Source organism: Kitasatospora sp. HUAS MG31 (assembly GCF_040571325.1).
In the GTDB taxonomy this organism is placed as follows: Bacteria; Actinomycetota; Actinomycetes; order Streptomycetales; family Streptomycetaceae; genus Kitasatospora; species Kitasatospora camelliae.
Genome location: NZ_CP159872.1, coordinates 5,654,178 through 5,680,474, shown reverse-complemented (window position 1 = coordinate 5,680,474; position 26,297 = coordinate 5,654,178). Strand labels below are relative to the sequence as shown.

Genomic DNA, 26,297 nt, shown 5'->3' with positions numbered 1-26,297 from the left:
CGAGCGATCACGAACCCAGAGAAAGGGGACTTAACGTCCACTGATAGGTACTGAGTCCGTGAGTAGCGGTCACGTCACCCATCGGTGTCCGCCGCAGGTAGACGACCGAGTCGCGGCTAAGCTGGCCAAGAATCGCAGTGCTGTGCGTGGTCAGGATGATCTGGTGCCCTCTACGTAGAGCCACCTCGACCAGATACTGCGCGAGGCGGACCTGGGCATCGCCGTGCAGAGAAGTCTCCGGCTCCTCAAGGATGATGAGGCTCTTTGGCGGCGCCGTCTCCAGGGTGTTCACCATGTAGAGCACACGCCCTTCTCCGGTCCCCATGTGGTTCTCGGAGTAGCGCCGCCCGCCACGGCCAGCCATAGCAAGCGTTGCAGTCTTCTTGCTGGCCAGAACCTCGGTAAAGCCCAGGTGCTCATAGGGTGCGGCCAGGATTCGGCCGACATGCTCAGCGGCTGTTGGATCAAGCGTGCTTGTGTCCCCCAACTCAAGGCTGGCGCCGCCGTAGATGGACAGGTCTCGCCTCTCGACCTTCGGGATGAACTGAGTGAAGCCGCGATAGTAGGTCGCCCGCTGCGGCTGCCGCTTGTAGCCGGACCACTCCTTCGCGGCCCGTGTCACGGTGACAGTCTGCAAGCCCAGGTCGTTGCCAGCGGCGTAAAGGTACTGGACCTGAGCGCCGGCGGTGAACGGCTCCGGGTCGGCTACTGAAACCGGGAAGTAGTAGGCCACGTAGTAGCGGGACCAGGGATGTCCGGGAGGCTGGCGAAATGCGCAGCTGCGAGCTGCGCCACCGTGCTCTTTCCGGTCCCGTTCAAGCCCGATATGGCCGTTATGGGCGACTTGAACTCCATCAACAGGTCAGGTACTCCCCGGAACCCCTGAACCCGCATCGCCAACAGTATGGGACCGAACGTCGGGTAACGTGCCTTCGCGAACTTGGTTCCCAGCTTTCGGACCCTGTCATCGTGGCTCATCTCTCCATCATGGCAGGCAAGGACCACTGCATGAGCCCCTGATCCGTCACCGCTGGCCGCTGGCCAGGCCGCCAAGTTCATGCAGTCACGCCGCCTCGCCGCGAGGGCACTGGCCGCTGCTTGCGCAGCGCCTTCTCTCCAGTCGCATCCTGGCGCCCCCGCCTGGCATCCAGGCTGCTGACCTCATCCGCGATTGCCCTGCCGGATCGAACCAGCGATCGATTGAGCAGGCCGCCAAGGCGTCGAGCACACCCCTGAGCGGCCCGCGCCGGGCCCCTGGTCCCGAAGTGGTCCCGCCGGACTCCCCCGGAGAACGCCATCTGAGGCTCGTTCGCTGAACCCGCCGTAGAAACGGCAAAAGCCCCGCTGGCCTGGACTTCCGTCCAGTCAGCGGGGCTCCGACATTCCTGTCGGGACGACAGGATTTGAACCTGCGACCCCTTGACCCCCAGGCGCATCTACACTCCCGCTGCCGAATCAACCTGCCTGCTCGGGCCAAGCACCCCTGGCCGATCTGCTGCGACGGATCCAAGCAGGTCCGCTGTAGTCATACGCCGTTGATGTCGGCGATCGATGTCAAGGCAGAGGGTGTGCCTGGCTGGCGAGAGGCTGGCCAGGTCCGACAGCCTCCATTGATCTATCCACGTGATCGCACGAGGAGGACCTTCACGCGCCGTGTGTCCTGTCTCCGACCTACCTCAGCCGCGGCTCGGTTCAGGGTGCCACCCACTGGACTCACGTGGCTGGCGTAGGGCATGTTCGGCGGATGGCACCGACACCGACTCATCCGGACTCCGGCGACTCAACGCACCATCAGACCGACTCCGGACGAGTTCAGCCAGCCGACGGGATGTTCACATCCCTGTTCTCAGACCCAACCGGTGTTCGCCCACCTAAGCACTCCTGGACACCCCGGCGAAGCCAGCCTGGTGACGCGCCCGAGACACCCTGGACTGCTCAAAGCCTTGCCATAGCCAGCCAGGTGCATCGCAAGGAGTCACCCGCTGGCATATTGCCCCACACGTCCACTGGCCGCGCCACAGAGGAGAAGTTCGCGGTGCGCCAAGCGCATCCGACGCCGCCGGTGCACGGCGCGGTCTTCCTTCCAGCCCAGTATCCGTCTGCACCTCAGACCGAAGTTTCCGTCAAGGTGCCGGCACTCTCCTTGGGCGCCGATCTGGAGCAAGTCCAGAATCCGAACCTCGACGACGACGGAGTCGACCGCCCAGCGGAGCCGGAGCATGACGACTCACCGATCCGATTCGCCCCGTCTCCGCCCACAGCGTCCTCACTGGAAGCACCCAGCCGGGCGCTGTCGCCAGACGGCAGGATCTGCCCAGTGTGCGACAAGGGCGGTCTGCTTCCCGGGCAGTACAGACATGTTCGGTGCGAGGGCAGAGCACGTCCAGCGGTCAGTGAGGCCAGTTCGCCACCATCGGTAGCCGCGCGACGCGCCCCAGAAGACGTGCGCGAATACCTCCGACTCGTCTCCGTGGTCGAAGAGCGGGAGGTCAAGACTCGTGGTCAGCGCAGAGCAGGCCAATCGGCCCGACCTGTACGGATTCCTCAGGCTCGTGAAGCCGTTCTTCTCCGTTGTGGCGGCCTCTGCGAGAACCCTTCCTGCGCCGGCCAACCCGATGACGTTACCGATGACGGTCGGCCTCTGCTGGAGGTCGACCACATAGAAGAGATCGCTGCTGGAGGCCGTGACCACCCTGAGCAAATGGCGGCCCTGTGCCCCAACTGCCACGCCGCAAAGACCCGTGGCCGCCGGCGGAGCCAACTGAGGGCGGACCTAGCTACTGCCGTCGGCGAAGCCCACCTGGAGTGGCTGACGCCACCTGTCGCTGAGCGGCCGCGCAAATGATCAATGGGTGTAGGCCGACGTTCGCTGGCAACCACGTGCGCGGCCAGAGGCGTTCAAGCCCGCCCTTGACCCCCAGATCGCGACGCATGACGTTTCCCCAGGTAGCAGCCGTACAGGTGCACACCCCGTCGAGCTGTCGACCGGGCACTGTTCGGCTCCGCGCGCAGCGTGTGGTCCCGGGGTGGTCCCGCGGGATGCCCTTCGCAGACTCACTCGAGGAGGATTGGCTCGGGCCGCCAGTTGAGCACCTTGAGCCATCGGCTGCTCAACAGGACTCGGCACAGGCCAGCAGATTGCCGCCGTGATCCCGGTGAACGGCACTCAGTCTCACAGGTGCTTCGCCTCCTCGCGCGCTTCCCAGCCGAAGCAGCAACCCACGGACGGTGAGCCCAGGGCACGCAGGAGACGCCGAGGCGGCCCGCGTGCCCTGAGCGGTGCGGCCGCCGGTCAGCGGCGGAAGCCGCGGTGGGGGTCTCGGGCCTCAACGTTGAGGAATGGCTCGAACCAGGCGGCCGGGCGCAGGTCGCCGATGCCCAGGTCGCGGTTGACGTCACCATCCGGGTCTTCGATGCCGTCGAAGCGGGGGCTGTAGAGCATCAGCACGTCGGAGTCCTGGAAGAGCAGGTCGCTGCAGGCGGCGAAGTCGTAGTCGTCGCTGTGGACAGGGAGCTTGCGATGCGGGTGGTCGTCGTTGTCATCGACCTCGTCGGTGTAGCTGGGGGCCTCGCGGATCGCCAGGTGGAGGGCGAGTTCTTCGGCGGTGCAGGTCGGTTCGGGCCAGTTGCCCAGCTCGAGGTCGCGAGCCAGGTCGTCCAGAGCTCGAGCCATGCGGCGGCGCCACTGAAAGTCGCAGCCGTGGGTGAGCTTGGGCAGGCTGGCGAAGAACTCCCAGTCGCCGCGGTCGTCGGCGGTCAGGGGCCGGTCTTCAAGCTCTTCGGCGTCGTCGTAGGCCTGGTCGGCGAGGACCACCAGCGCGGTGTGCAGGAGGTCGGCGGTGCGGGGGGTGAGCTGCCAGCCGCAGTCCTCGCAGTCCTCGTCCTCGCAGTGGTGCTCAGTCACCGGGAACAGGGCGGCGAAGTCGGGAAGCTCCTCCCCCGCGTCCGGCCGTCCCGCCCGATCATCGTCGTGCACGGCCTGGTGCAGGCGCCATCCGGATCGGAAGGTCGCGACAACGGGCTCGCTGCTCCACTCCGCGACCTCGTGCCCGTTCTCGACACGGAGGCAGGAGGCCGAGCTCTGGTCGGTGAGTGTGTCTGCTCCATTGATGTCGCCGCCTTGGTCGGCCAGCCACATCACGGCTCCGACCAGGTCCCGCGGGTCATCGTCGGAGAGTTCCTCGACGGACAGCGGAGTCCAGCCCTCTCGGTGGGCGGCCTGCAACAGCAAGTCGGGCTCGTGGACATGGAACTGCCGCAGCGTGATCACCTGAACGACCTGGCCCGGTAGGTCGCGTAGCCGGGCGTCGTGCGGAGTCCGGCTCGCCCGCTCCTCGTGCTCGGAGTCCTCGCCCCCGTCGAGGTCGTCCGGTGCGGTGTCCTCAGGCTGCTCAAGCCAGTCGGTGAGGCAGCCGGCGCCGACGGGCCAGCTACCGGCAAGCGCGTACGAGACGGCGTGCCGCAGGGAGGAGGCCGGTGCGTCGGGGAGCCTGGCGCACAGCTCCTCCGCTGGCGCGGGCTGCCATGACTTCGTGGTGGAGCTCAGCGCCTTCCGCAGCAACAGTGCTGCGCGGTAGGCGAGTTCATGGTCACGGCAGGTCAGGACGGCTTGGAGTGAGGCCGGGCCGTTCGGGTGGCCGACGAGGGCCATGACCCGACTCTTGCTGGGTGTGTGCTCGCAGAAGAAGTCCTGCGGGACAGGGGTGAGGTGATGGTCGGACATGCGGAAAGCTCCGGCGGCAAAGGGGCATGCGGCAGGGCGTGCCCGGTGAAGGTGGAGTCCCGCTGGTGGGCACGTTGCGAACGCGCCCCCGGACGGCAAGGAAGTCGTTGCCCAGGGCTGGTTCCGCCGGTACTGCCAGCAGCCCGGATCCGAGGCCGACCCCCACCATAACTGAAGCTGCCGCACCTCAGCCGGACAATGCGAGCGCTGGCGACCGGCAACTCCTCCGCGCCCTTCGCCGCCACAACCTCCCCCACACCAGGCTGTCGTGGACGGCGGACGTTGGGATGCCGCTGCGCGTACCGCGGACCATCACCCGGCACGGATCACTGGCGACGGCAGAGCGCTACCTGCACCAGACCGGCGCGCCATCGAGCAGGCCGACGCACAGGATCCTGCGCACTCAGCCCAACCCTCCCCAGTCGCACTCACACCCGGAGACGTCGACATAGCATCCGACTGATCACTTTCCGTGCATAATTGAACACTCGAAGTTGGTTCTCACGTAGCGTGGCTTCCTACGTAGAAAATGTCCAATCTCATTGCACGCGATACAACGTAGGAGTAGCCTCTACGTAGAACGGCTAACGAACCTCGGGAGCTATCGTGAGCGAAGCAAGGCCTCAGCAGATCTTCGGTTTCGTCCCTTACCCGGCGATCGGGTATCGCATGGGCGGCCGGCAGATGGTTGCGACGGCAATGACGCCTATCGACTACACCAGCGTCGTGGGGCCGCGGGAGGTTTGGGATCCGCTGTCCGGCGGCGGGACCAACCGGAAGGAGGACAAGGCTCACCGACAACGCATCGCCAAGTACATCGAGGAGACGGAGGACTACGTTCTCAACTCGATCCTGGTGTATATCGGCGAGGGTGACGCAAAGTTCGTCCCCTATGAAGGAACCCCCGAGGAGCAGGCCGTCAAGACCGGAGTGCTGTACGTACGCCCTGGCGCCAAATTCAAGGTCGGCGATGGCGGTCACCGTACTGGCGCATACACCGACGTGGTCGAAGCGCACCGCGAGTTCAACGACGACGTGCACCAGCGCATGGCCGCCAGCGGACAACCGATCATCGTAGTGCTCGACGACGACCAAGTCCGCCGGGCCCAGGACTTCACCGATCTCCAGAAGAACGCCAAGCCTCTGAACGCGAGCATCGGCCAGTCCATGGACCGGCGGAGCGCGTTGAATCGCATCCTGATCGAGAAGATCATCAAGCGGGACGACATTCCCGTCTTCGCCGAGGGCCGACGCGTCGAGTTCCTCACCGACACGCCGGGGAAGCTAAGTGCCAAGACCATGTCTTACAAGACGTTGCGCTACGCCAGCGGCACGCTCCTGGTCGGCACCGGCCTCCGTGACACGCGGGGCTGGGAGGATGCGGTGGAGCTCAAGATCGCTTCCGACGAGAGGGGCTCCATCGCCAGGATCGTGGACTTCTGGCAGAGCCTGGGAGAGCTGCCCGCGGTCCGGCCGGCCCTGGAGCGGGACAAGGGCGTGGCCCTGCTCCGACATGACACATGGCTCCTCAGCGCAAACCTCCTCTACGCCATCACGGCGGCGGTGCACCAGGTGACATCCGACGACAAACGACTCAACGTCACCGCTTCCATGACGAAGCTTCACACCTTCGACTTCTCACGCGGCAGCGCCAGTCCGTTCGTGGGGACGTTGGTGGACCCGGTGACCCTCAAGGCCGTCGCAGGCCGAGGCGCCTGGGAGGGCGCGGCCGACGTCATCGTGAGGCACATCAATTCCGACTCCGAGAAGAACTGATCCACACATTCGTTCCCTCGTCCAACCTCATTGCAGTCATCGGTCCAGGTCAACCAGGAGATCGCCGTGTCGGCACTCACCCAGAAGATCGTTCATGCCGCCCTGAACGCAGTCACTCTCGCCGACGCCGAGGTGGTCCAGGCTTTGATAGCGCAGTCCTTCGGCGCCGAGAATCGCCGTCCGGTAGGGGACAAGTGGAACAACTTCGGCCTCATGGGATCGTCCGGCAGCTACGACCTTAAGCTCATCGAGCTGGTGACCAACATGCAGGACAGCGTCATCGAACGGTTCGCCCTGCAGCGCCACGGCTCGAGGGCGCAGGTGCCGTTCAGGACGCCGTTCGAGGCCACCAATGAACTGCTCAGGTCTCTCGACTCCGCCGGGCAGTCGCGCCTGGCCGTCACCACCTTCGAGGAGTCCGACCCGCCCGCGAGCAAGACCAAGCGTCTGACGGCCGTGTTCCGGGACAAGGGCTGCGGCATGACGGCCGCCAGCGTGCCGAACACGATCTTCGCGCTGGGAGGGAGCAACAAGGAGGACGCCCTCTACCTGCAGGGAGCGTTCGGCCTCGGGGGCGCCATGACCTACCGCAACGCCAAGGCGGTCGTGGTCGTCAGCCGGCGCGATCCAGCCCTGCTGCGGGACGAGGAGGAGGACCGGATCACGGTTTCCGTGGTCCGGTGGCAGGACAACACCAAGGGACAGACGGCCTACTACCTCGTGGACCGTGTGTGGAATGCCGCGGGGGACGTTGCAGAGCCCTGGTCGTGCCCCCACGAGGACTACGACGACTTCGAGCCCGGCACGCACTTGGCCCTCATCTCCTACCGAGTGGACGGTGCCCATCGGCGGCGTGAGGGTGATGCAAAGTCCTTCGACGTGGTGACCAACACCCGGCTCATCCACCCGGTGTTCCCGACCCGATTCGTCAACAACACGACCCGGGGGCGCGGCACCACTCTGGAAGGTCTGGCACACCGGCTGGAGAGGTCGGAATACAGCTTCGACCGCGGTGAGGAGACTCTGCCCTTCCACCACCAGGGTCGCACCTATCAACTGCCCGTGCGGTACTGGCTGTTCGCCGGGGCGCCCAAGGAACCCGGTGGCCGCGACAAGTTCCTGGCCAGTGACCATGCAGTTTTGTTCACCTCCAACGGGCAAGTGCACCATCACTGGAGCCCCCGCGACGTGCGCGACCAGACGGGTCTCAACAGGCTCTACGACCGTCTGCTCGTCGTCGTGGAAACTGATGAGCTCCCGATCCACCTCCGCACCAGCCTCTTCACCGCGGATCGGAGCGAGCTCGTCAGGGGTGATGTCGCCCTTCGTCTGGAGGAGGCTGTTCGGGCGTTGATCCAGGACTCCGCCGTCCTCCGTGAGGCCAACAACGCGCTCATCCGTGCCTCCTACCAGGACAAGACCGACCAGCCGACGGCCGAGATCGCCCGCCGCATCAGCCGTGCGCTCACCGTCAAGGGCTTCTCACTCGGCTCGGGCAATGGCACCGGCGGCCAGGGTGACGGTCAGGGATCCGGACGAGCGGGTGGTGGTGGAGGAAGCCTCAAGCCTGTCACCCTGCACCCGGACCCGACGGTCATCAAGGGACCGGCGACCGTCCGGGCCGTCGTCGGCACCACGCGTTCCATCACCTACACCATTGACGTCGAGGATTCGTTCTACGAAGGACGTGGGCGTCTCCAGGCCTTCTGCGACCACCCAGACATCGTGGGGGACCGCGAGATCACCACCGGGAAGGGACACAACGGCCGGGTGCGCGTCATGGTGGCAGTGCCCGAAACCGCCGGATACGGCACCTACGAGCTGCGCGTGGTTCTCGAGGACTGGATCCGTGCAGCGGGCGGTCTGGGCCAGAGGCTGGAATGCATCACAAAGCTGGAGCTGGTGGACGACATCGCCGGAAGCGGCGCAGGCACCGGAAAGCCGACCAAGGGAGCCCAGGGGAATGGGGGACCAGGCCCGGGCACCAATGTTGCACTCCGCTGGACAAGCCACGACGCGGAGGACAACTGGGACCGCATCACTGTCGGCTCGGTCGAGGACGTCCCTGCGTCCATCCTCGCCGAGCAGCAGTCGGACTACGCAGAGCTTCGCGCTCTCGGCGAGCAGCCTATTCCGACAATTCTGCTGAACCAGGAGTACCCGCCCTTCAAGAAGTACCTTGCGGCGCGAAACAAGGAGCTGACCAGCGACAAGCGCGCCCGCGAGCAGTACGCCGTGGGAGTTGGCGTGTCTCTTCTCCTTCTCCAGCAGAAGCTCGACAAGATCAAGAAGAGCGGTGAATCCATGCCGGACGACGACTTCATCGACGAGGCGCGACGCGCGGCGGCCAGCGCGGTGCTGGCGGTAATGCCCGCCTTCGACGATCTTGCCAAGGAGGTGGGCCTTCCCGGCTGAGGAAGTTTCCCTCCAGCCCGGTAGATGCTCCGACCAATCGACCTCATCGAACGCCTAGCTCACGAGCGTGAGATGTCTCCGGGGCGTCACCTGATCATGGTGGCGCCCCTCGTACACGCCGCAAGGATCAACTCATCAGCCGAGCAGGATCTCTTCCGGACGGCGGTTGAGCACTTCGAGCGACTGAGTGCTCAGGAGGTGGTCGACGCAGGCCGACAGATTACCGCCGTGGTCTTCGCTAGCGATTCCGCGGAGTTCCTTCACCAGGTCCTGGCCGTTGATCAGGACGACGGGGTACTGGTCTTCGACCATCTCTAGCTGGGCCGGTTCCGAGTAGGCACCCGTGGTGACATACACGCCGATCCATCCGCGGCGGAGCCTGGCCACGACCCGGGCGATCTGCTCGGCCGAGACGAGGCTGTCCGGCTTGATGCACTTGGCCTGGCCCAGGACGACGAGTTCGGTGCCGGCCAGGCCCCTGCCGAGGTCGAGACGTCCCACGAAATCCGCGCCTCCGTCGCCCGACCTACGGGTAAGCCAGCCCTCGATGTAGCTGTGGCCCGACGCTCGCATCACCCGGGCCGCCACCGCGGACGCCAGTGCCTCGAAGGCGTGCTTGTCTCCGTCGAATCGCCGATAGATCGTCTGGAGATCGGCTTCCACCGTGCTGCCCGGGGCGGGACGCTGGTCTCGTACCCTGGTGACCCTGCTGCGGGCGACTCGGCGGCGGACCCGTGGCAGCACGGAGTGTCCGTGCCTCACCCACTCCTGCCATGCGGCGGGGGCCAACTCGAGTACATCGGCGTGCGAGCGACCGGGTTCACGGCGGGCCGTGATCCAGTCCCAGTTCAGCTTGTCATCCTCGGCGGAGAGATCGATCACCGCAAGGTCGAACACGTAGTTGGTGAAGGTCGTACGGGCCCGGCCGGCCCACTGGACGACGCGTTCCGCGCGTTCGATCAGTCCGACGCCGCAGAACTCGACGTGGCCTTTGACCTTGCCATTCTGCGACACCGAGCGAAAGAGCAGCAGTGGCGCGGCGGCCGCCCGCCCGGCGACCGTGGGGGCCTGGTGGCCGTCAAACGCCTCGAGCAGGGCGGCGTTTCCCGTGGTACTGCCGACCGGTTTGGTGGTCTCGGCCTTGTGGTCGCCGAAGTAGCGCACGTGGCCGTTGTCGATGTCGAACACATCGTGCCACGGCGTCTGTTCCGACCCGGCCTTCCACGGACTCGAGCGAATCATCACGGCTGGCCGCCGTGTCCCATCGGCCGTCCTGACCTTCGCCATCGCGTTGATCCCCGCTTCAAGCAGGGCCCGCTTTTGACCGGGGCTGTCCGTGACGAAGTAGAAGTTGTCGAACCCATCGATGGTCGCCGGCGCCGTGTCCTTCGACGCCGTGTACCGCAGCACGTCGCCCACACGCAACAAACGACCCACAACTCCCCCTCCAAGAAGCATGACTGACCTGCGTGATCGTCGCATTCGGATATGACACGGCGGGCTCTGCCATCGCCTCGACACGGAGCTCTGGCGGGCCATAGTCGGGGCCCTCACGGCCTCGAAGCTGGGCTGTGGTCAACACATCAGGTGTCGTCCTGCCTCCTGGAAAACTGGCGAGAGCGGTCCATGGCAGACGCTGCACAGCAGTCGAGCGTCCGTCCGATAGCTCTCCGCCTGGCGGCTGCCAGGGGTTGCTCGCCGATCCTGGCGCTCGAGCGTCGGCCGCTCCCCAGAGATCTGGCGATGGCTGGCGCGGGCGGCCTCTTCACGAACTTCCCGGGCGGCATGCTGCAGAACCGCTTGAAGATCAGCGGGTAGAACGAGCCCCCCCCCGGGATCGAGCTGTGTGTCCCCGAGAGGGAAATAGCGTGCTTCAAGGCGGTCCCCGAGGCATGGCGGGTGATGAACTGCGAAGGCGGACAGCTCGGCTTCGTCCCACCAACGCGGTGGACGGGGATGGTGCGGCCCGGCGAAGAGCGTCGCAACGGTCTTGCTGGAAACATCGAGGGACCAGATCGGCACACGCTTTTCAAGGAGGGCACGGGGTGCCGAGATTCCTGGCTTCCAGAACCAGACGTCCCGGGCACCGACTGTCCGGTGGCTCCGATGCCGGTCACGCCAGGCAAGGTCGGTCAGCGCTATGTGCGGCGCCTCGATGGCCACTGCTGTGCCGTCGGTCAGGCGTACGGAGACATCCGGCCTCCGGTGATCACGGCGCGATTGAGGGGCCCAGGGCTCGACGCGAACGGTGTGGACGTTCCGCCGGCTCAACGCCCACCGGCCTAGGACATGCTTGGCCGTCATGTGCCATACCGTCTCCGGGTGATGTCCGCCCGGTGGCGCCGTGCCCTCCGGGTGTGCGAAGTAGCGGTGCGCCACACCTTGGAGGGGGCTGCAGACCCGAACCGGCACCCTCGTACCAGTAGGCGCCTCGAAACCGTGGAAGCAGAAGAAGCACACGAGCACTTCCGCGCGGGTGTGGCCCATCGTCCGCCATTCCTCCAGCGGTCGATCGTCCACATGGACCTCCCGCCGCGTTTCGAGATCAAAGGCAACGATCATCGGAGCGTCCTGCAACTGAGTCTCCCTTGGTGGCGTACCGGGTTCACAATGCTCCGCAGGCCGGCAGGGCAAACGGCAGGCGCCGGGGATGGGCACGTGAGGCCGGCCAAGGTGTCGTGCCCGCCCTGCGACTGTGTCAGCGTCAGTGAATTTCAGTTGGGTGGTGACCCCTACGCTGGCGGACCCGGCTTGAAGGTGTGGGTGCGGTGCCACTGGAAGTGAGGCTCACGGTCCCCGCTCCACCAGGAGACGGTCCGGCCGACAAGGTACTGCTGGATGTGCTCATGGATGCCAGGCATCGCCTCGGCGAGGGGACTGATCTGAATTCGACCGTCGTCGGCGACAGTGACATATCCGCGTTCGTACAGGCTGTCGCAGCCGAGGCTGCAGGCGAGCATGGCGATGTTTGTGAAATCGCGCTTCTCGTCGTCCGTGCAGACGGCACGCTTCTTTATGTGCGCGGCAATCAGGAACGTGGCCGGCAGGACACGACCGCACAGAGCGCACGCGCCGGTGGGGCCCGGCAAAAGGTGGCGCTTGAGGGCGGCCTGCTCGCCGCGATAGGCGCGCATCGCGGTGCGTTCGAGTTCGCCGTCGAAGCCGACGGCGGCTGTGGCGTCTTCCTGCGGGTCTGGGAGCGGCGTGCTGCCCGTGTAGGCGATGGAAGGCTCGAGGGTGAGGTAGGCCTGGAGAGTGTCGCTGCTGTCCTGGTCGAGGACGTAGATTCCCTGGATGTTGCGCTTCGGCTTCCACGAGAGGAGCTGACGGACCTCTTCAACGGTGATCTCGAGGCCCTGAGTGCCGGAGAGCGCGTACATGTGCTCCCAGGTCTGGTCGTTGTGGTTGCGGCCCCAGAGTCGTTCGGCGAGGGCTTCGTTGCGCCACATCAGGGCGATCGTTCCGCCGAAGTAGATCTTCTTGTCGCCGCTGAACAGCGCGAAGTCCCCCGGGTTCATCTTCGTGACCCAGGGGATGTTCACGTTCTTCTTGCCCGGCACGATGCCCCACATCTGGGCGGCGCCGTTTGGGAACAGCTCCTTGAGGCGGGCGTGGACGTCGGGGGTGAGGAGGTCGGCGTGGTCGGCCAAGGACACCGGTGTGGCGATGGTGTCCTTGTAGTGCTGGTTGACGTCCTTGTCGGACCTGGCGGCCGGTTGCAGCACGATGCGCATGTGGTGGTCATCCCCCCAGCTCGGTGTACTTGTTGGCCCGGCCGTAGGCCAGGTGCACCGGGTACTTCGCCCGGTTGGCGGCGATCTTGTCAGTGAGGGCCTGCTCGACGTCGACGTCCAGGACGTCCGCCAGCCGCAGCAGGTAGGCGAGCACGTCCGCGATCTCCTCCCGGACTTGCTGCCCACGCCCCGGATCGGCCATCACGGCCGACGACTGCTCAGGCGTCAGCCACTGGAACAGCTCCAGGAGCTCTCCCGCCTCTCCGCTGAGAGCCATGGCGAGGTTCTTCGGAGTGTGGAACTGCTCCCAGTCCCGCTCGGCCGCGAACGCGGCCAACTCCCGCTGGAGCGCGCTGATCGTCACAGCACCGATCTATAGCAGCACCGACCGACGGCATGCCAACAACCCTGCCCACGGCCCCTGCCCGCCGCACCGTTCCCACCGTCGGCGAGGGCTGCTATAGATCGTCCATGTACCTGTTCGAGGGCACCGTAGACGAAGCAGCCACCCAAGCCCGCCACCCCGAGTTCTTCCGCAGGTGCGAGAACCGCTTCACCACCCTGTACGGCACCCGCCCCGGCGAACAGGAGACCCGCAGCTGGCAGCGGAGCTGGCCCGCGCTGCTGGGCACGCTCACCGCAGCCGGCCTGGGCGGACTGCGGCTGGTGCTCGAGTACTCGCTGCCCGCGACCGGCGAGCGCGTGGACGCGCTGCTGATCGGCCAGTTGTCCGATGGTGTCCTGGGTGTGGTGGCGGTGGAGCTCAAGCAGTGGACCCGGGCCGACCTCGATCCCCGCCGCCCCGGTCTCGTGCGGGCCGGAGGCCGGGTGGTGCAGCACCCGGCCCGCCAGGTCGGCGGCTACGTCCACTACCTCGAGGACTGGGTCGCCCGTGCCGAGCTCCCCCTGCACGCTCACGGCGTGGCCGTCCTCCACGACGCGCCCGCCCCGCTCGTGGAAGCACTGCGCGCCCTGTCGGCCGGCGGCCCGTCCGGGCGGTTCCCGCTCCTGGGCCGCGACGACCTCGACCCGCAGAAGGCCCCGGCGGAACTCGCCCGCGCCCTGGGCTGCGACCGCCTCGCCGCGCCGTCCCCCGACAAGGTCCAGACGCTGCTCGAGGCCGAGCACCGCCCTTCCTCCGGGCTCCTCGCCCGTGTCGGCAAGGTCATCGAAGGTCATGACGCGTTCCAGCTGATTGGCAATCAGGACGTCGCCCGTCAGCAGGTCCTGCACCTGACCCGGCAGACTCTGAACCCTGCGCCGGGGCAGGAACGGCGCCGCGCCGTGGTCGTCGTCACCGGCGGTCCTGGAACCGGAAAGACCGTCATCGCCTGCCGCCTGCTGGCCGACCTCTGCAACCTGCGGATCGACTCGCGGCTGCTGTTCCCGTCCGCGGCCCTCACCCACCAGATCCGCCGCACCGTCGGCGACACCGCCCGCGGCCTCGTCTCCACCTTCACCGGCACCCTCCCCGCCAGGATCGGGGACACCAGCGTCGTACTCGTCGACGAAGCCCACCGGGCCCGCACCGGACCACCCGAACAACGCCGCGGATTCCCGATCATCCTTGGCAAGCTGCTGAAGACTGCCGCAGTCACCGTCCTGTTCCTCGACGAGCAGCAGGTCATCAGCCCCACCGAAGGCATCACCCTGGACGAGGTCGCCCGCTTCGCCCACGCCAACGACATGGACTTCGAGCACGTCCCCCTCACCACGCAGTTCCGGTGCAACGGCTCCACCGCCTACCACCACTGGGTCGACCAGCTTCTGGACCCGGAAAGCCCCGCCCTGCCTTGGATCGGCAGCGACTACGACCTGGCGCTCGCCGCCGACCCCGACGAGTTCACCGACTGGGTCGAGGCGAACAACGGCGAGGGCCGCACGGCACGCATCTGCGCCGGCTTCTGCTGGCCCTGGAAACCCCGAACAGAACTGCCGCTCCTGGAAGAGGTCGAGATCACCTGGACGGCTCCGGACGGACCCCGGACCTGGCGCAGGCCGTGGAACTACCGCGAGGACGAGTCCCCCTTCGACGACCCGGACATCCCGGGCCGCCCGTACTGGGCGACCGACGAGGGCGGCCACAAGCAGATCGGCTGCATTTACACCGCTCAGGGCATGGAGTACAGCCACAACACCGTCATCATCGGCGACGACCTCGTCCACCGAAACGGCCGCTGGACAGCCCGACCGGACAAGAGCCACGACACCCGGGTCAACTGGCTGCCCCCCGACCGGTACCTCTACTACGCCCTCAACATCTACCGGGTCCTCCTCACCCGCGGCACCCACGCCACCCGCGTCTATTCCACCGATCACGAGACCCAGATGCACTTGAAAGCACTCTTGCCGGGTCTGTCCAATGAACGGTGTAACTCGGATGGGTTGAGTTAGCGACGGCCGGCGGAGAGTCGGCCGTCGAAGGCGATCTTGAACGCGTCGAGTACGGCCTTCCAGCGGGTCATCCAGCGTTTGCGGCCGGCCCGGTCGGGTCGTGCTTCTCGTACCCGAGGTGGTCCGTCATCTCGCCTTCGAGGGCGAACTCCAGGATCTTCTTCGTGAGCTGCTGGAGCAGACCGCCGGCGCCGGTGAGCTGCAGCCCGCTCGCGCGGGCCCGGTCGACCAGCTGCCCGATCAACTGGTCGTCCAGCGCGTCCGGCTGCAACTCCACCGGCCGCACGGCCTCTACGGCCTCCGCCGAGACGGTCACGTCAGTCATCAGGTGCTACTTCCTTGATCGGGAGTTACACCGTTCTTTTACAGCCCCACGTCCTGGCCGCCCAACGCCGCGAACGTGCCCGCATCCGGAGCGAGAAAGGTGTCCGCTGGGGGCGGAAGACCTCCCCTCGCCGCCTGATCAAACACCCAGGCGATCCGACGCGTTCACGGCGTTAGCATCTCCCGCCATGAGCGATTCGGAGCATGTCCTCAGCTGGCTGCAGACCTGGTACGCCGATCAATGCAACGAGAACTGGGAACACGAGTGGGGCGTGAAGATCGATACGCTCGACAACCCCGGTTGGTCTGTCACCATCGACCTGGAGGAGACGGACCTGCAGGAACGCGAGTACCCCCGACACGACGTTAACCGCAGCCCGCACGACTGGACGTCTGCTTCGTAAGCCTTCCCACGTCGCACGCGAGGTGACCTGCACCTCTGACTTAGCCGCCAGTAGCACACTCACCCGCGACTGCCTGCTGGCCTCCGACTGACTGGTATCGACGCCCCAGGACACCTGCTGGCGCCAGGCCATCCACGAGCCGTTTCAGGGCTGTCCTGCATCGGCATGTCAGCACTGCTGCGCATGCCGATGGTTCATGCCAAGATCTAAGAACTGTTACTCGCGAGGGTCTGTGGGGGCGCGTTGTCCGAAGAGGTGGAGCTCACGGCGGCAGAGTTGGTTGTCGCGGTGCCGCAAACCGATGACTCGGGGGCGAACACGCTTGATCGCTATGACTGGCAGGCCTCGATGGCCGCAGCGGACGGCCTGGAGCTCTATCTAGGGGCGCTGGGAGCTGGCAAGCGCCTGCAAGGCAACGAGGACAGGCGAATACTCTGCGAGTACCACGAGGACTGGGTCGCACTGATGGGCGATGATGCTGAACTCGTCTCTGCAAAGCATCGGGACCCGTCTGCAGACGCCTATCGAACCATCAACCAGCTCGCCAGTGATGGCGGCCTCGCGCATTTGTTTCTCCGCTGGCGGGTACTCCGAGAGAAGCCGACGTGCAGACTTGCAACGACCGGCGGCCTTGCTAGTGGAGACCCGCAAGACTTTGCGGCAACCATGCAGGCCCTACGCGAGCTTCGCCTCAACGGAAAACCGGTAGTCGTCAACGGCGAATGCCCGCCAGTCATCGCCAAGTTTCATTCTGCTATTCACACATACAGTGGAAATCATCTGCCGGCCGACTGGGTGGCAGGCAGCGCTGGCGAGGTACCGCTGGACGAGCAGCAGGAGCAGACCGCTCGTTTCGTTTCGATGCTCGACATTCAGCATGGGCTTACAAGGCGAGCGGATATCGGATTTGCCGCTCCTATGAAATATGCAAAACCTGTGATCGACCACCTCGGATACGACGTCCCATATGAAGCCGTCTGGAATGCCGTTTATGGACTATTCTTTACTCGCATGAAGGCCGCTGGCCCTAGGACCCACGCAACAATCTCCCCCGTTTTGGCATTCGCTAGCGGATCTAGGGCTCAAACGTCGGCGAGCAAAGAGCGCGAGCTAGAAGCCCGCATTGTGACGATGCAGGACATCGACATTGCCATCATCACTGCGGTTGCCAATCCATCGGCATACGAGTCACTAGCTTCTCCCGTGCGAATGAGTCGGGCAGCGGTCAAGATGCGCAAAGGGCACTGCTCGGATAACAGTATCGAGCGCAGTGAGCATCTCAGAAAGGACTACCAGCGCTATTGGAGGGACCGCCTGACGGGCGACCCCACTGCTTTCGCAGAGCGCGACAAGCTCCGCCGGCTCCTCCTTCGCGTCAGTGATCGAGCTGATACTCCTGTCGTGCGCTCTACAGCCAACTGGGGTCCCGACTTTTGGCTCGCGCTTCAAGACGCAATCGACGCCATTCCAGTGGAACAGCTGCCAGCGGGGATGGACTCGGAGCTGCTCTTGGGAGGCATCAGCGACCTGGCCAACGCGTGCAAGATCTGGTTTAGCGACAACTTTGACGTCGCTGGAGAGATCAGTAGGCTTCGCCAGGAAAATGGGGGGAGTGCGGCATGAGTATTGATTTCGATACTCTGGAGCTAGCACTGCTCCGAGACGACTTGGCCTATCATCAGGCGCGTGTGCTCCTGCTTGTAAACGCCGTATCTAAGGCATCCGGACACACTAAAAAGCTCGACGGACTAACCAAACTGGCGAAGCTAGATTTCTTGCTAAGGTATCCGGCGCTCGCGCCAATAGTGTTGGAGCACCTTTCCGATTCCGACCCTCGACTCAGCCTATCGCCGGAAGAGGTCTCAACGCCCACCGAAGTTGAAGCGCCGATGGTTCGATATAAGTATGGCCCTTGGGATGACCGCTATTACGCAATCATTGGCGCCTTGGTTGGCCGCGGACTTCTGCGCTATGCCAAGGGTAGAAAAGGAAGCGTTGCACTTGTTGCTACCGCGGAGGGCCGGCGCCTTGCCGAGGATATGAGTGCGGCCCCTAAATGGAGGGCTTTGAGTGAGCGCAGTGAGGCAATTGCAGACGCCTCATCCGGCATGACCGGAAACGCTCTTAAAGACCTCATTTATCAGAAGCTGGAATCCTTGATGGATCGTCCGCATCGCCAGGTGATCAAGTGAGCATTGAGTTCCGCCTAAATTCAGTCAGGCTGTACACCACTGAGGGGATCGCGAGCTACGAATTCGAGTCCGACCTGACGGTGCTTGAGGGCCCGACGGGCGTCGGCAAGACCACCCTGCTCGAGTTGATCAAGTACGGGTTCGGGGCGGGTGATGCCCGACTTGCATCCGTTGCTACGGAGGCCGTCCACGACGTTGCACTGGACGCCAGCATCGGCGATGGCCAATTCCTCATTTCGCGCAGCCTGGATTCAGCAAAGAGCAAAAACGTCCGCATAACCGACCTCCAAACCGGGGAACGACTCCCCGATCGTCCCGTCGATGGCGAATCCAGCCTCAACACCTTCCTGCTGGATAAACTTGGACTTCCCGATAATATTTTGGCTGCGGCCCAGAAGAGCAAGAGCAGCAAGCCAGGAAGCCGTGTCACTTTTGGTGACATTTTCAAGTACATGTACATTCCGCAGTATGCCATCAATCGAGACATCGCAGATAGCAGGGAAGGATACTACGACCCCAAGAGAAAAGCCGTATTCGAGCTTCTGTTCAAGTTGACGGATCCCGGAATCCTTGCCCTGCAATCGGAAGTAAATGTTCTCAATGGGAAAATTGATACCGCCGATGAGCATCTCAATACGATTCTAGGGTTCCTCAGCGATAGCAACACCAGCAGTCGCGAAGAGGTAGAGCAGAGCCTGCAGGAGGCTGCTGCTGAGCAAGATCGAGCCCAAGAGGAACTAGACCTTCTGCGAGAGGAGCTCGATCCTGTAGTCGACCGGCAGACTCAGGCGTATCGAGATCTCCTCACAGATGCGGAAAGGTCTTTGGCTGAGGCCCGTGGCGCCGTACTAGCCCTCGCGCGTGAGCGCGATGAGATTGGCCTGGAGCGTCGGCGGGTGGCGGCTGATCACGCTCGGCTTGAGCGTATGCGGGACGCAGGCGCCCGACTGGCCAATATCGAGTTCTCCGTTTGTCCACGATGCATGCAGTCTGTCAAGAATCGGCCGGTCGAGGAAGATGCGTGCCGGCTATGCCTGCAGCCAGATCCAGTTTCTCCCGGTCAAGCAGCCGACACTTACGAGCTGCAGCAGCTTGAGCTCCAGTTGTCCGAAATGGACGCACAGCAGGAGGTGACAGAGCAGCAGGCAGCTAAGGCCGAGCGGGCAGTTGCAGACCGCGAGTCGTTGGTCAAGAACCTAACCGAGACCCTGGAAGCACGCACGTCCCAGCGCATTACTCCGAGATTGCAGGCCTTTAGCGATGCTTCGGACCGGCTGGCGACTTCCCGCACGCGCCAAGAATATTTCGAGATGGCCTTGCAGCAGTGGGATCGTGTGGCCGACATCGCAGCCGAGGTCGAGAGTCTTCGGACGAAACAGGATCACCTTAAGGCCTCAATAGCAGCACGGAAAGCAGCGCTTAGGGCCCACAAGGACTCTGTACTGAATGGGATTGAGGAGGAATTCCGCCGAACTGTCAGCAGTCTGGAAATTGCTACGGTCGAGACAGCAGGGTTCGACCGCGAAAACTACCTTCCTCTAATCAATGGAAAGGTCTTCACTAAGACGTTGATGAGTGGCGGGGGCTCCATGACTGCAACTCAGATTGCCTATTGGACGACGCTAATGAGTGTGGCCCGGGACCACGACACGCGCTACCCGTCTTTGCTTATCATTGATGGCCCTCGCCTTGCCCTAAATACGGCGACCGAGACGTGTGCCGCCATCTACGGGCGACTCGTCGATGGTGTGAGCGAGACCCCTGGAGCCGTACAGTTCGTCGTGTCCGATAACGAATTGCCCGAGGACTATCCAGGTGATTTTGCCAGAATTGAGTTTAACTACCAGAATCCCACTATTTCCACTATTCGACACCCCGGGCGGGGGCGAGTTGACGTAATCGCCTCAGTTGACGAGTAGTCAGACCGCGTTTGAGATCTGCCGTGTCTCATTGCTGAGGCTGTCATTGAGCTCTCCGTGAGCGGCGTTGGGGGTGGGTATCCGTCGGACCTGACGGATGAGCAGTGGGCGTTGGTGGAGCCGTTGCTGCCGTCAGCGCGGGTGGGTCCGAAGGGCGGGCGGCGGGAGAAGCATCCGCGGCGGCGGATCGTGGACGCGATCTTCTACGTGGTGCGGACCGGGTGTGCCTGGCGGCAGTTGCCGAAGGACTTCGCTCCATGGCCGACGGTGTACTGGTACTTCACGTGGTGGCACGACGACGGCACCGTCGAGCGCATTCACGACGCCCTGCGTGGCAAGGTCCGCGAAGCCGACGGCCGCGACACCGAGCCGAGCGCGGGCCTGATCGACTCGCAGTCCGTCCGCACCGCCGACACCGTCCGCGCAGCCACCAGGGGCTTCGATGCCGGCAAGAAGCGCTCAAGCCCCTCATCAGCGGTCTGCCAACGCCTCCGAGCCCGGTGACACCACCTTTTCGATCATGATCGACTGGGGGATCAAGTCATGCCGGGCCGGGGAGGCCGGGAACCCCGTTGCGGGGCCACGAAGAAGTTAACGGGGAGCTGACAGGTCCGAATCCTGTCGATCGGGGCAAGTACGGGTCGAAGATCCACCTGCTCACCGAACGTACCGGTTTACCCCTGTCGCTCGCGATCTCCGGGGCCAACGTCCACGACAGCCAGGCCCTGATCCCGCTCCCCGACGCCATCCCGCCGATCCGCTCACGACGTGGCCCCAGGCGGCGACGGCCCGGCAAGCTCCACGGTGACAAAGCCTACGATCACCGCTTCATCCGCTCCTACCTGCGGCGGCGTCAGATCTCGGCTCGCATCGCCCGCCGAGGAATCGACTCTTCCCAGCGCCTCGGCCGGCACCGATGGGTTATCGAGCGCATCGTCGCCTGGCTCGGCGGCTTCCGCCGACTTCACCGCCGCTACGAACGCAAGGCCGACCACTTCGCCGCCTTCGCCAGCATTGCCGCAGCCCTCATTTGCATCCGAAGACTCCCAAAATGAGATGGCTTCTAAGTCCGGAGCTGGTTGCACGACTTGACACCGAGCTTGCGAACAAGAGGCCCTGGAAGAACCGTAATTCGGATTCCACGTCTTGGGAGAGCAGGAGCCGCTCAGAGCCGATGCCTCGGGAAAGGGCACCAGCTCTGAGCGGTGTTGGCGCTCCGCGCTGGCGGCAGAGACTGGAATAGCGTTGCCAAGTTATGAGTCTATCAGGCCCAGTTTAACCAGTACCTGCTCCACAAACTCCTCGATGACGTCTCCCGGGGTCAGTTCAGGTTGGCCCTCCCACCGAGTCCGTTCTAGCTGGAAGTTAACTCCCTCGGGGGTCTCGCTTTCTACCGCGACATCTGGGTCGCGGTACACGACAAGCCCGTCCTTGGTGGGCAGGACCTCGCGCAGGGAGATGTACGGGTCAGAGTATTGATCGAATGAGAATTGTTCTTCTCGATCGCCCACTGAAGTGATAAACAAGCCAACGTCGTCGCGAAACTTGTCGTCCGGATCAACAGTCCAGTCGAGTCTGTGGCGGCGAGAATAGAATAGGAATCTGCAAAGCATTCTGCCTCTGACCATGACGTCAATCGACAGATGCCATGTGCCCCGCGCTAGCCCCCTGGCGCGGATATCCTTCCATTTTTCGAAGGACTTCGTTTCGTATGTTCGATACCTGAACCTGAAGTCGTCGGATTCCTCGTTTAGCTCATCGAGCCATTTCGTGACTTCACTGATGAATCCTTCAACTCTTCGGCGCCAGATCTCGTAGAGGTTGTATTCGTTTTGTCGAGTGGTCTTGGTTGCAGCCTTAACGAGCCGCTTAATCCTTTCCCGACGCTGCTGCGGCGCCTGCGCGATCCTCCGCGCCTTATCCAGGGCGGCCAGTTCGGCGCTTGCCATGATGGATACCAGGGGTCCGAATTCTCCGTCGTCGGCGACCTCCAGGGCATCGTAGTACTCGCCCCGGCGGCTGATGGGAATGCCGATCGGAAGGAGGCCGTGTCGCAGAAGGACGAAGTCTTGGATCATTCGAGCTGTTCTGCCGTTGCCATCGGAGAACGGATGAATCTTGGCGATCGTGGCGTGCGTCCAGGCGGCGACGGAGAGTGGCGAGTGCTCCTGATCTGCATACTGATTGCATACTTCACGCACTAGGTCTGACACATCACCCCATGCAGGAGGGCGATGCTTGGCGCCGGTAATTTCGACGTTCTTTGCACGGAATGCTCCGGCGTCAGGAGCGAGGTCCTTGGCGATTCTCCTGTGGATCTCCTGAACCAATGAAACCGAGAGGAGCGACCCGGATTTTGACTCGCTCTCGATGAGCTCGTTGGCCTCGTTTACGTTGAGGATCTCTCGTTCCGAATATCGATCAGAGTCGGAAACGGCGAGACCGTCGAGGACGGCGCGCGTGAGGCGAGGGTTGACGCGGACGCCCTCGATGTTAAGGGTGTCGCTAATGCGATCTGGCAGGAAGCTTCGAGTCAGCTCTGCTTGGACTTCTGGGGAGAATTCCCCCAGTCCTCGAAGCGCCTCAACCTCGCCTTTCACGTCATCTTCGAGTTGGCGTGACGAGGAATCGATAGAAATCTGGCTAAGTTCAAAAATCTGCAATGCGAATCCCTCCGCCGGAGATGCCTTGCATGGCTTGGGCAACCTAAGGCGGATGGTATCGCCGACCGGGGGCGGGTGTGACCAGTTCAACCCAGCTGGTTCGCGCCGTCATTGCGTGCCGGTGGCAGGAGGAGATCTCGCTCGGGGTGGTTGTCGCCGGTTACGTTGCCCTGGACGCCGAGGTCTTGGCGGGCGGCGTCGTGGAATGCGTTGATCGCGGCGAACACGGCTCGGTTGCGGGCTCGCCACTCGTCCAGGGTGCCGTGGACCTTGCCGCCGGCGTGCCAGTCGACTTCGAGCGCAGTGGCGTTGAGTACGTGGGCCGCTTCTACGACGTCGTCGCCGCCGAGCAGCATGATGCGCTCGAAGGATCGTCCTCGCTCCCATCCGGCATCTGCCAACCCTGCGATCAGGTCCTCCTCGCTCTTGTTGCTGGGGTGGATGCCTTCCCTGTGCTCGTAAAGCTGCACGGCGGCGAAGACGCTCGACCTGATCCGGTCGATGTAGCCCTCGTAGGCGTGGAGCTTCTTCTCGTCCCAGCGCGTCAGGCGCTCGTGTTGCTTGCGGAGCCGCTCCGTTGAGCGTGTGGTGAGGTGCGACGTGAGTGCACCCAGCAGTACCGCTCCGATTGTCACGAGCTGTTCGGTTGCCGCCACCAGTCCCCCAGACAGCAAGTTGTCTTGACGTCTTGAGGATCTTAGAAGCGCGGAAGGCCGCCTGTCCTCGCCTTCAGGGAGGTCCCTCTGTGGCCGGCCCCGGTCACTGGTTCAGGACGCTGATGGCCCATCGCGGTTGCTGAAACACGAGGGGCAGGTGGGGTCTTGCGTTCGGCCAGCCGTGGCGGCAGGAAGTGACACTGTGACAGCTGTGACGCCTCCCCCACATGTTTCAGCGGCTGTCTGCTGCGGGCGCCATGGCACGCGACAGTAACGGGGCGACCGGAGCGTGCTCGCCGGATTCCGGCTCAGGGATTGATCGGCACCTCGTAGACCAGCTCGCACAGGGCCACGGGAATGACGACGTCCGCGGTCTCCACCGCGCGGCCGTCGTCACTGAAGTAGGTACGGCGGATGTGTGTGACCAGGGCGCCGCGCTGGACGCCCAAGAGCGCCGCCTCCTCATCGGTAGCGTGCCGCGGTGCTGGCTCCTCGACCGCGTGGCTGACCGTGATGCCGATCTGCGCCATCCGGTGAACCACGCCGGTGCTGGCGTGCGGTCCGCCCTCGGGAAGGACCACGATCGTGCCGGCCGTGATGCTGCGCGGTTCCCAACTGGTCGACAGTTGAACGGGCTTCTTGTCCGCCAGGAACTCGTAGACCGTGCGGACGCACGGGTCACCTTCGGCGATGCCGAGGCGCGCGGCGATCTCCGCCGGGGCAGACACCTTGGCGTCCGATCGGCTCTCCCAGGTGCCCCGCTTGCCGATGCCAGCCATGTCGGCCTGGAAGGGTGACCCGCCGCGCTCCTCCCGCGCTCGGGAGCGGACCAGCCGTACGCGCTCGCGCGGCTCGGCGACGTACGTTCCCGAGCCCGCGCGCCCCTCAAGAAATCCCTGAGAGATCAACAGTTCCTGTGCACGGCGCACGACATTGTCGCCGACGCCGTACTGCTGCCCCAGCTCGGAGCGGGAGGGCAGGCGGTCGCCTGGTGACCATTCCTGGCTCGCGATGCGCTGACGGAGGGCGTCGGCGACGCGGAGGTGGGGAGGTTGCTCGCGCATATGGAAAATCTAGTCCACTAGCTCTAACCTAGTTAACTAGCTTCGCTTTGAGTGGCTCAGCGATGACAGGGGGTGGCCTGTGCTCTCGCCCGAAGCGCCGCCCGACCGCATCCTCGCTGGCCTCTCGGACCTGGGGCTCAGTCCGCGGTTGAACGACCACGGTGACCATGTCTGCATCGAGACGGAGGTGTCTGGCTCGGCGTCAGTCGAGTCCTGGGGAGCTCTCGTGGCGCTGCTGGAGACAGCAGACACGTACGGGCTCATCACCACTGCCGAACGCGGCCAGATCGCTTGGGCCGCCGTCATCAAAGATGCCCCCTCGGCGAGCGATGCAAGCGCCACCGGGGGGCACTGCCATCAGCTGTATGGGAGCTGATCAGCATGTTCGACCCTATCCACCGCGCCATTGCGTTGACCAGGCCGCGAAGCGCCCCATCTCCGTCCAACAGCAGCACGGGGGCGGCGCGTCCGCCCCTCACCGAGAGCGACGGAGGGTGGTGTGCGCGCCGATGACCGTTCGCTATCTGCATGTTGCCGACGACCTTCGCCGCCGGATCATGACTGGGGTGATCCCGGCCGACAGCATGCTGCCGCCGGAGCAGGAGCTCGCCATCGAGTACCAGGTGGGCAAGCCCACGCTGCGGCGCGCCCTTGAGGTGCTTCAGGGCGAGGGATTCGTCGAGAAGTTCCACGGCCGCGGGAACTTCGCCCGGCAACCGTTCCAGCGCACCACGTACCTCGCCGGCTGGCGCCCGGCCGATCGAGGCGACGGTGGTGGCGCTACAGGCATCGAAATCGCTGTCCAGGAGGTGCAGGCGCGGCGCTACGTGTCGTCTCTGCTAAAGGTCCCCGAGGGCACCCCGTTGGTCGAGTACGCCATCCTCGCCGAGCAGGACGGCATGCCGCGCAGCTGGGCGCGTGTCTACCTTCCGGCTGAACTGAGCGTCACCCGTCTTGTTGAGGCCCGCTCGCCCTGGGGCGATGACATCACGGAGCTGCTGACCAGCGCCGGAATTCAGTTCGTCGTCACCACGGAGCGCATCACCGCGCGCGCTCCGGACGCCGAGGAGATGCGGGCCCTCCGGATCGCCGCCTGGACGTCGGTACTGGCGATCGAGCGGTCCCTCATCGACATCAGCGGTCGCGTGGTGGAGACCATACTGCTCACCCTTCCCGGCGACCGCGCGGAAGTCCGGCTCGCCGCGCCTGCGGCCTTCGGGACGGAGGCCGGCCGGTGACCACGGTCCTTCCTCGCCTCCCCGAAGTGACTGCCGAGTCGGCGATCTGGCTGCCCCGCCGCGAGCGGTCGGCAAACAAGGCTCGTGTGCAGCTGCGGCGCTTCCTCGCTGACGTCGAAGGCGGCGAACTCTACCGAGACGTCGGCGAGCTGTTGCTGACCGAGCTGGTCACCAACGCGGTTCGGCATGCCTGCGTGCCGCCAGGCCGGCTGATCTTCGCTCGGTTCGCACTGACCTCGGGGCTGCTGCGAATCGAGGTACACGACGCCAGCAGCGAACTGCCGGTGATCAAGACGGCCGACGGGGACGACGAGGCCGGCCGCGGGCTGTGCCTGGTTGAGCAGCTGTCCACCGCGTGGGGCTGCCACCTGCGCGAGGGCGGAATCGGCAAGGCGGTTTGGTGTCTCGTCTCCCCGGCCACCCCGAGCGATCTGACGACCGGCGTCGACCACGAAACCATGGAGGCGGCGCAGTGATCAGCAGGATCAAGGTGGGTGTGCTCGGCGGGGACGGACAGGTGGTGGTCGAGATTGAGGGCGTGACCGCTCCTGCCATGTTTGCTCGGCTGCCGGACGCCGTGGCGGCGGTCTGGGGCGCGATGCGAGCCCTGCCGCTGGGGAACACGCAGTACGAGGCCTACAAGTACTTCTTCACCCGCCCAGACGCGGTCGAACGCGTCACCGAGTTCATCCAGCGGGACGGGGAGCTGAACCTCTCGTTCAGCATGGACGGCCGCTCCCACCGGGTGCGGGTCTGTCCGGCCAAGCCGGAGGTGTCGGTGTGATGCCGCGCTGC

Annotated in this window: 20 protein-coding genes and 2 pseudogenes; 13 read left to right on the top strand and 9 right to left on the bottom strand. The window is 64.6% G+C overall.

Annotated elements, in window-relative coordinates; translation table 11 throughout:
- Positions 1 to 7 precede the first annotated feature (7 nt).
- Positions 8 to 733, bottom strand: a complete 726-nt coding sequence (locus ABWK59_RS25400; RefSeq protein WP_354642926.1) for an ATP-dependent nuclease — start codon at positions 731 to 733, stop codon at positions 8 to 10.
- 1,011 nt (positions 734 to 1,744) lie between these two features.
- On the opposite strand from ABWK59_RS25400, the gene ABWK59_RS25395 reads away from it, so the two are divergent.
- Entirely contained in the window at positions 1,745 to 2,845 is a 1,101-nt protein-coding gene (locus ABWK59_RS25395) for an HNH endonuclease (RefSeq protein WP_354642925.1), read from the top strand.
- A gap of 447 nt (positions 2,846 to 3,292) precedes the next feature.
- Here the strand turns inward: ABWK59_RS25395 and ABWK59_RS25390 are convergent, their stop codons facing one another.
- A complete protein-coding gene (locus ABWK59_RS25390) occupies positions 3,293 to 4,651 on the bottom strand; it encodes a hypothetical protein (protein ID WP_354642924.1) in 1,359 nt (452 codons plus the stop codon).
- A 678-nt stretch (positions 4,652 to 5,329) separates the two neighbouring features.
- Between ABWK59_RS25390 and ABWK59_RS25385 the strand changes: the two genes are divergently transcribed.
- Both ABWK59_RS25385 and ABWK59_RS25380 read left to right on the top strand, forming a co-directional pair.
- The gene (locus ABWK59_RS25385) at positions 5,330 to 6,499 is read left to right on the top strand and encodes a DNA sulfur modification protein DndB (protein WP_354642923.1); all 1,170 of its coding nucleotides are present in this window, start codon (positions 5,330 to 5,332) and stop codon (positions 6,497 to 6,499) included.
- A 66-nt stretch (positions 6,500 to 6,565) separates the two neighbouring features.
- Positions 6,566 to 8,914: a hypothetical protein gene (locus ABWK59_RS25380; protein ID WP_354642922.1), complete on the top strand. Its 2,349-nt coding sequence runs from the start codon at positions 6,566 to 6,568 to the stop codon at positions 8,912 to 8,914.
- A gap of 135 nt (positions 8,915 to 9,049) precedes the next feature.
- Here ABWK59_RS25380 and ABWK59_RS25375 read toward each other — a convergent pair whose 3' ends face one another.
- The 3 genes from ABWK59_RS25375 to ABWK59_RS25365 all read right to left on the bottom strand — a co-directional run bounded on the left by ABWK59_RS25375 (position 9,050) and on the right by ABWK59_RS25365 (position 13,012).
- Positions 9,050 to 10,333, bottom strand: coding sequence for a restriction endonuclease (locus ABWK59_RS25375; RefSeq protein WP_354642921.1), 1,284 nt, complete (start codon positions 10,331 to 10,333; stop codon positions 9,050 to 9,052).
- Positions 10,334 to 11,646: 1,313 nt separating this feature from the next.
- Positions 11,647 to 12,648, bottom strand: a complete 1,002-nt coding sequence (locus ABWK59_RS25370; RefSeq protein ID WP_354642920.1) for a hypothetical protein — start codon at positions 12,646 to 12,648, stop codon at positions 11,647 to 11,649.
- A 7-nt stretch (positions 12,649 to 12,655) separates the two neighbouring features.
- Positions 12,656 to 13,012, bottom strand: coding sequence for a nucleotide pyrophosphohydrolase (locus ABWK59_RS25365; protein WP_354642919.1), 357 nt, complete (start codon positions 13,010 to 13,012; stop codon positions 12,656 to 12,658).
- 107 nt (positions 13,013 to 13,119) lie between these two features.
- Here ABWK59_RS25365 and ABWK59_RS25360 point away from each other — a divergent pair, with 107 nt between their 5' ends.
- Entirely contained in the window at positions 13,120 to 15,042 is a 1,923-nt protein-coding gene (locus ABWK59_RS25360) for a DNA/RNA helicase domain-containing protein (protein ID WP_354642918.1), read from the top strand.
- Between the two features lie 88 nt (positions 15,043 to 15,130).
- Here the strand turns inward: ABWK59_RS25360 and ABWK59_RS25355 are convergent.
- Positions 15,131 to 15,367, bottom strand: a pseudogene (locus ABWK59_RS25355) (IS256 family transposase); the annotation flags it as partial.
- 187 nt (positions 15,368 to 15,554) lie between these two features.
- Here ABWK59_RS25355 and ABWK59_RS25350 point away from each other — a divergent pair.
- The 6 genes and pseudogenes from ABWK59_RS25350 to ABWK59_RS25325 all read left to right on the top strand — a co-directional run bounded on the left by ABWK59_RS25350 (position 15,555) and on the right by ABWK59_RS25325 (position 20,936).
- Complete coding sequence (locus tag ABWK59_RS25350; RefSeq protein ID WP_354642917.1) at positions 15,555 to 15,770, top strand: Imm53 family immunity protein; 216 nt, start codon at positions 15,555 to 15,557, stop codon at positions 15,768 to 15,770.
- Positions 15,771 to 16,013: 243 nt separating this feature from the next.
- Positions 16,014 to 17,393: a hypothetical protein gene (locus ABWK59_RS25345; RefSeq protein ID WP_354642916.1), complete on the top strand. Its 1,380-nt coding sequence runs from the start codon at positions 16,014 to 16,016 to the stop codon at positions 17,391 to 17,393.
- On the top strand, positions 17,390 to 17,962 hold the full coding sequence (locus ABWK59_RS25340; protein ID WP_354642915.1) for a hypothetical protein: 573 nt from the start codon (positions 17,390 to 17,392) through the stop codon (positions 17,960 to 17,962). Before ABWK59_RS25345 ends, ABWK59_RS25340 begins: the two co-directional genes overlap by 4 nt.
- Positions 17,959 to 19,881: an AAA family ATPase gene (locus ABWK59_RS25335; RefSeq protein WP_354642914.1), complete on the top strand. Its 1,923-nt coding sequence runs from the start codon at positions 17,959 to 17,961 to the stop codon at positions 19,879 to 19,881. Before ABWK59_RS25340 ends, ABWK59_RS25335 begins: the two co-directional genes overlap by 4 nt.
- A gap of 75 nt (positions 19,882 to 19,956) precedes the next feature.
- Positions 19,957 to 20,337: pseudogene (locus tag ABWK59_RS25330) on the top strand (IS5 family transposase); the annotation flags it as partial.
- Between the two features lie 116 nt (positions 20,338 to 20,453).
- The gene (locus ABWK59_RS25325; protein ID WP_420492850.1) at positions 20,454 to 20,936 is read left to right on the top strand and encodes an IS5 family transposase; all 483 of its coding nucleotides are present in this window, start codon (positions 20,454 to 20,456) and stop codon (positions 20,934 to 20,936) included.
- A 198-nt stretch (positions 20,937 to 21,134) separates the two neighbouring features.
- Here ABWK59_RS25325 and ABWK59_RS25320 read toward each other — a convergent pair whose 3' ends face one another.
- The 3 genes from ABWK59_RS25320 to ABWK59_RS25310 all read right to left on the bottom strand — a co-directional run bounded on the left by ABWK59_RS25320 (position 21,135) and on the right by ABWK59_RS25310 (position 24,264).
- Positions 21,135 to 22,544, bottom strand: a complete 1,410-nt coding sequence (locus ABWK59_RS25320; RefSeq protein WP_354642913.1) for a Fic family protein — start codon at positions 22,542 to 22,544, stop codon at positions 21,135 to 21,137.
- An 86-nt stretch (positions 22,545 to 22,630) separates the two neighbouring features.
- Complete coding sequence (locus tag ABWK59_RS25315; protein ID WP_354642912.1) at positions 22,631 to 23,200, bottom strand: hypothetical protein; 570 nt, start codon at positions 23,198 to 23,200, stop codon at positions 22,631 to 22,633.
- 308 nt (positions 23,201 to 23,508) lie between these two features.
- Positions 23,509 to 24,264 carry a GntR family transcriptional regulator gene (locus ABWK59_RS25310; RefSeq protein WP_354642911.1) on the bottom strand — a complete coding sequence of 252 codons (756 nt, stop codon included), beginning with the start codon at positions 24,262 to 24,264 and terminating at the stop codon, positions 23,509 to 23,511.
- A 509-nt stretch (positions 24,265 to 24,773) separates the two neighbouring features.
- On the opposite strand from ABWK59_RS25310, the gene ABWK59_RS25305 reads away from it, so the two are divergent.
- The 3 genes from ABWK59_RS25305 to ABWK59_RS25295 are packed head-to-tail and all read left to right on the top strand — an operon-like array spanning position 24,774 to position 26,286.
- Positions 24,774 to 25,502 carry a GntR family transcriptional regulator gene (locus ABWK59_RS25305; RefSeq protein WP_354642910.1) on the top strand — a complete coding sequence of 243 codons (729 nt, stop codon included), beginning with the start codon at positions 24,774 to 24,776 and terminating at the stop codon, positions 25,500 to 25,502.
- The gene (locus ABWK59_RS25300) at positions 25,499 to 25,978 is read left to right on the top strand and encodes an ATP-binding protein (RefSeq protein WP_354642909.1); all 480 of its coding nucleotides are present in this window, start codon (positions 25,499 to 25,501) and stop codon (positions 25,976 to 25,978) included. The genes ABWK59_RS25305 and ABWK59_RS25300 overlap by 4 nt, the downstream gene beginning before the upstream one ends.
- Entirely contained in the window at positions 25,975 to 26,286 is a 312-nt protein-coding gene (locus ABWK59_RS25295; protein ID WP_354642908.1) for a hypothetical protein, read from the top strand. The genes ABWK59_RS25300 and ABWK59_RS25295 overlap by 4 nt, the downstream gene beginning before the upstream one ends.
- The last annotated feature ends 11 nt before the right edge of the window (positions 26,287 to 26,297 follow it).

Coding starts and splice junctions, on each gene's coding strand:
- ABWK59_RS25395 (WP_354642925.1), top strand. CDS start 1,745: ATGGCACCGACACCGACTCATCCGGACTCCGGCGACTCAACGCACCAT.
- ABWK59_RS25390 (WP_354642924.1), bottom strand. CDS start 4,651: ATGGCCCTCGTCGGCCACCCGAACGGCCCGGCCTCACTCCAAGCCGTC.
- ABWK59_RS25370 (WP_354642920.1), bottom strand. CDS start 12,648: ATGCGCATCGTGCTGCAACCGGCCGCCAGGTCCGACAAGGACGTCAAC.
- ABWK59_RS25360 (WP_354642918.1), top strand. CDS start 13,120: ATGTACCTGTTCGAGGGCACCGTAGACGAAGCAGCCACCCAAGCCCGC.
- ABWK59_RS25350 (WP_354642917.1), top strand. CDS start 15,555: ATGAGCGATTCGGAGCATGTCCTCAGCTGGCTGCAGACCTGGTACGCC.
- ABWK59_RS25340 (WP_354642915.1), top strand. CDS start 17,390: ATGAGTATTGATTTCGATACTCTGGAGCTAGCACTGCTCCGAGACGAC.
- ABWK59_RS25310 (WP_354642911.1), bottom strand. CDS start 24,264: ATGCGCGAGCAACCTCCCCACCTCCGCGTCGCCGACGCCCTCCGTCAG.
- ABWK59_RS25305 (WP_354642910.1), top strand. CDS start 24,774: ATGACCGTTCGCTATCTGCATGTTGCCGACGACCTTCGCCGCCGGATC.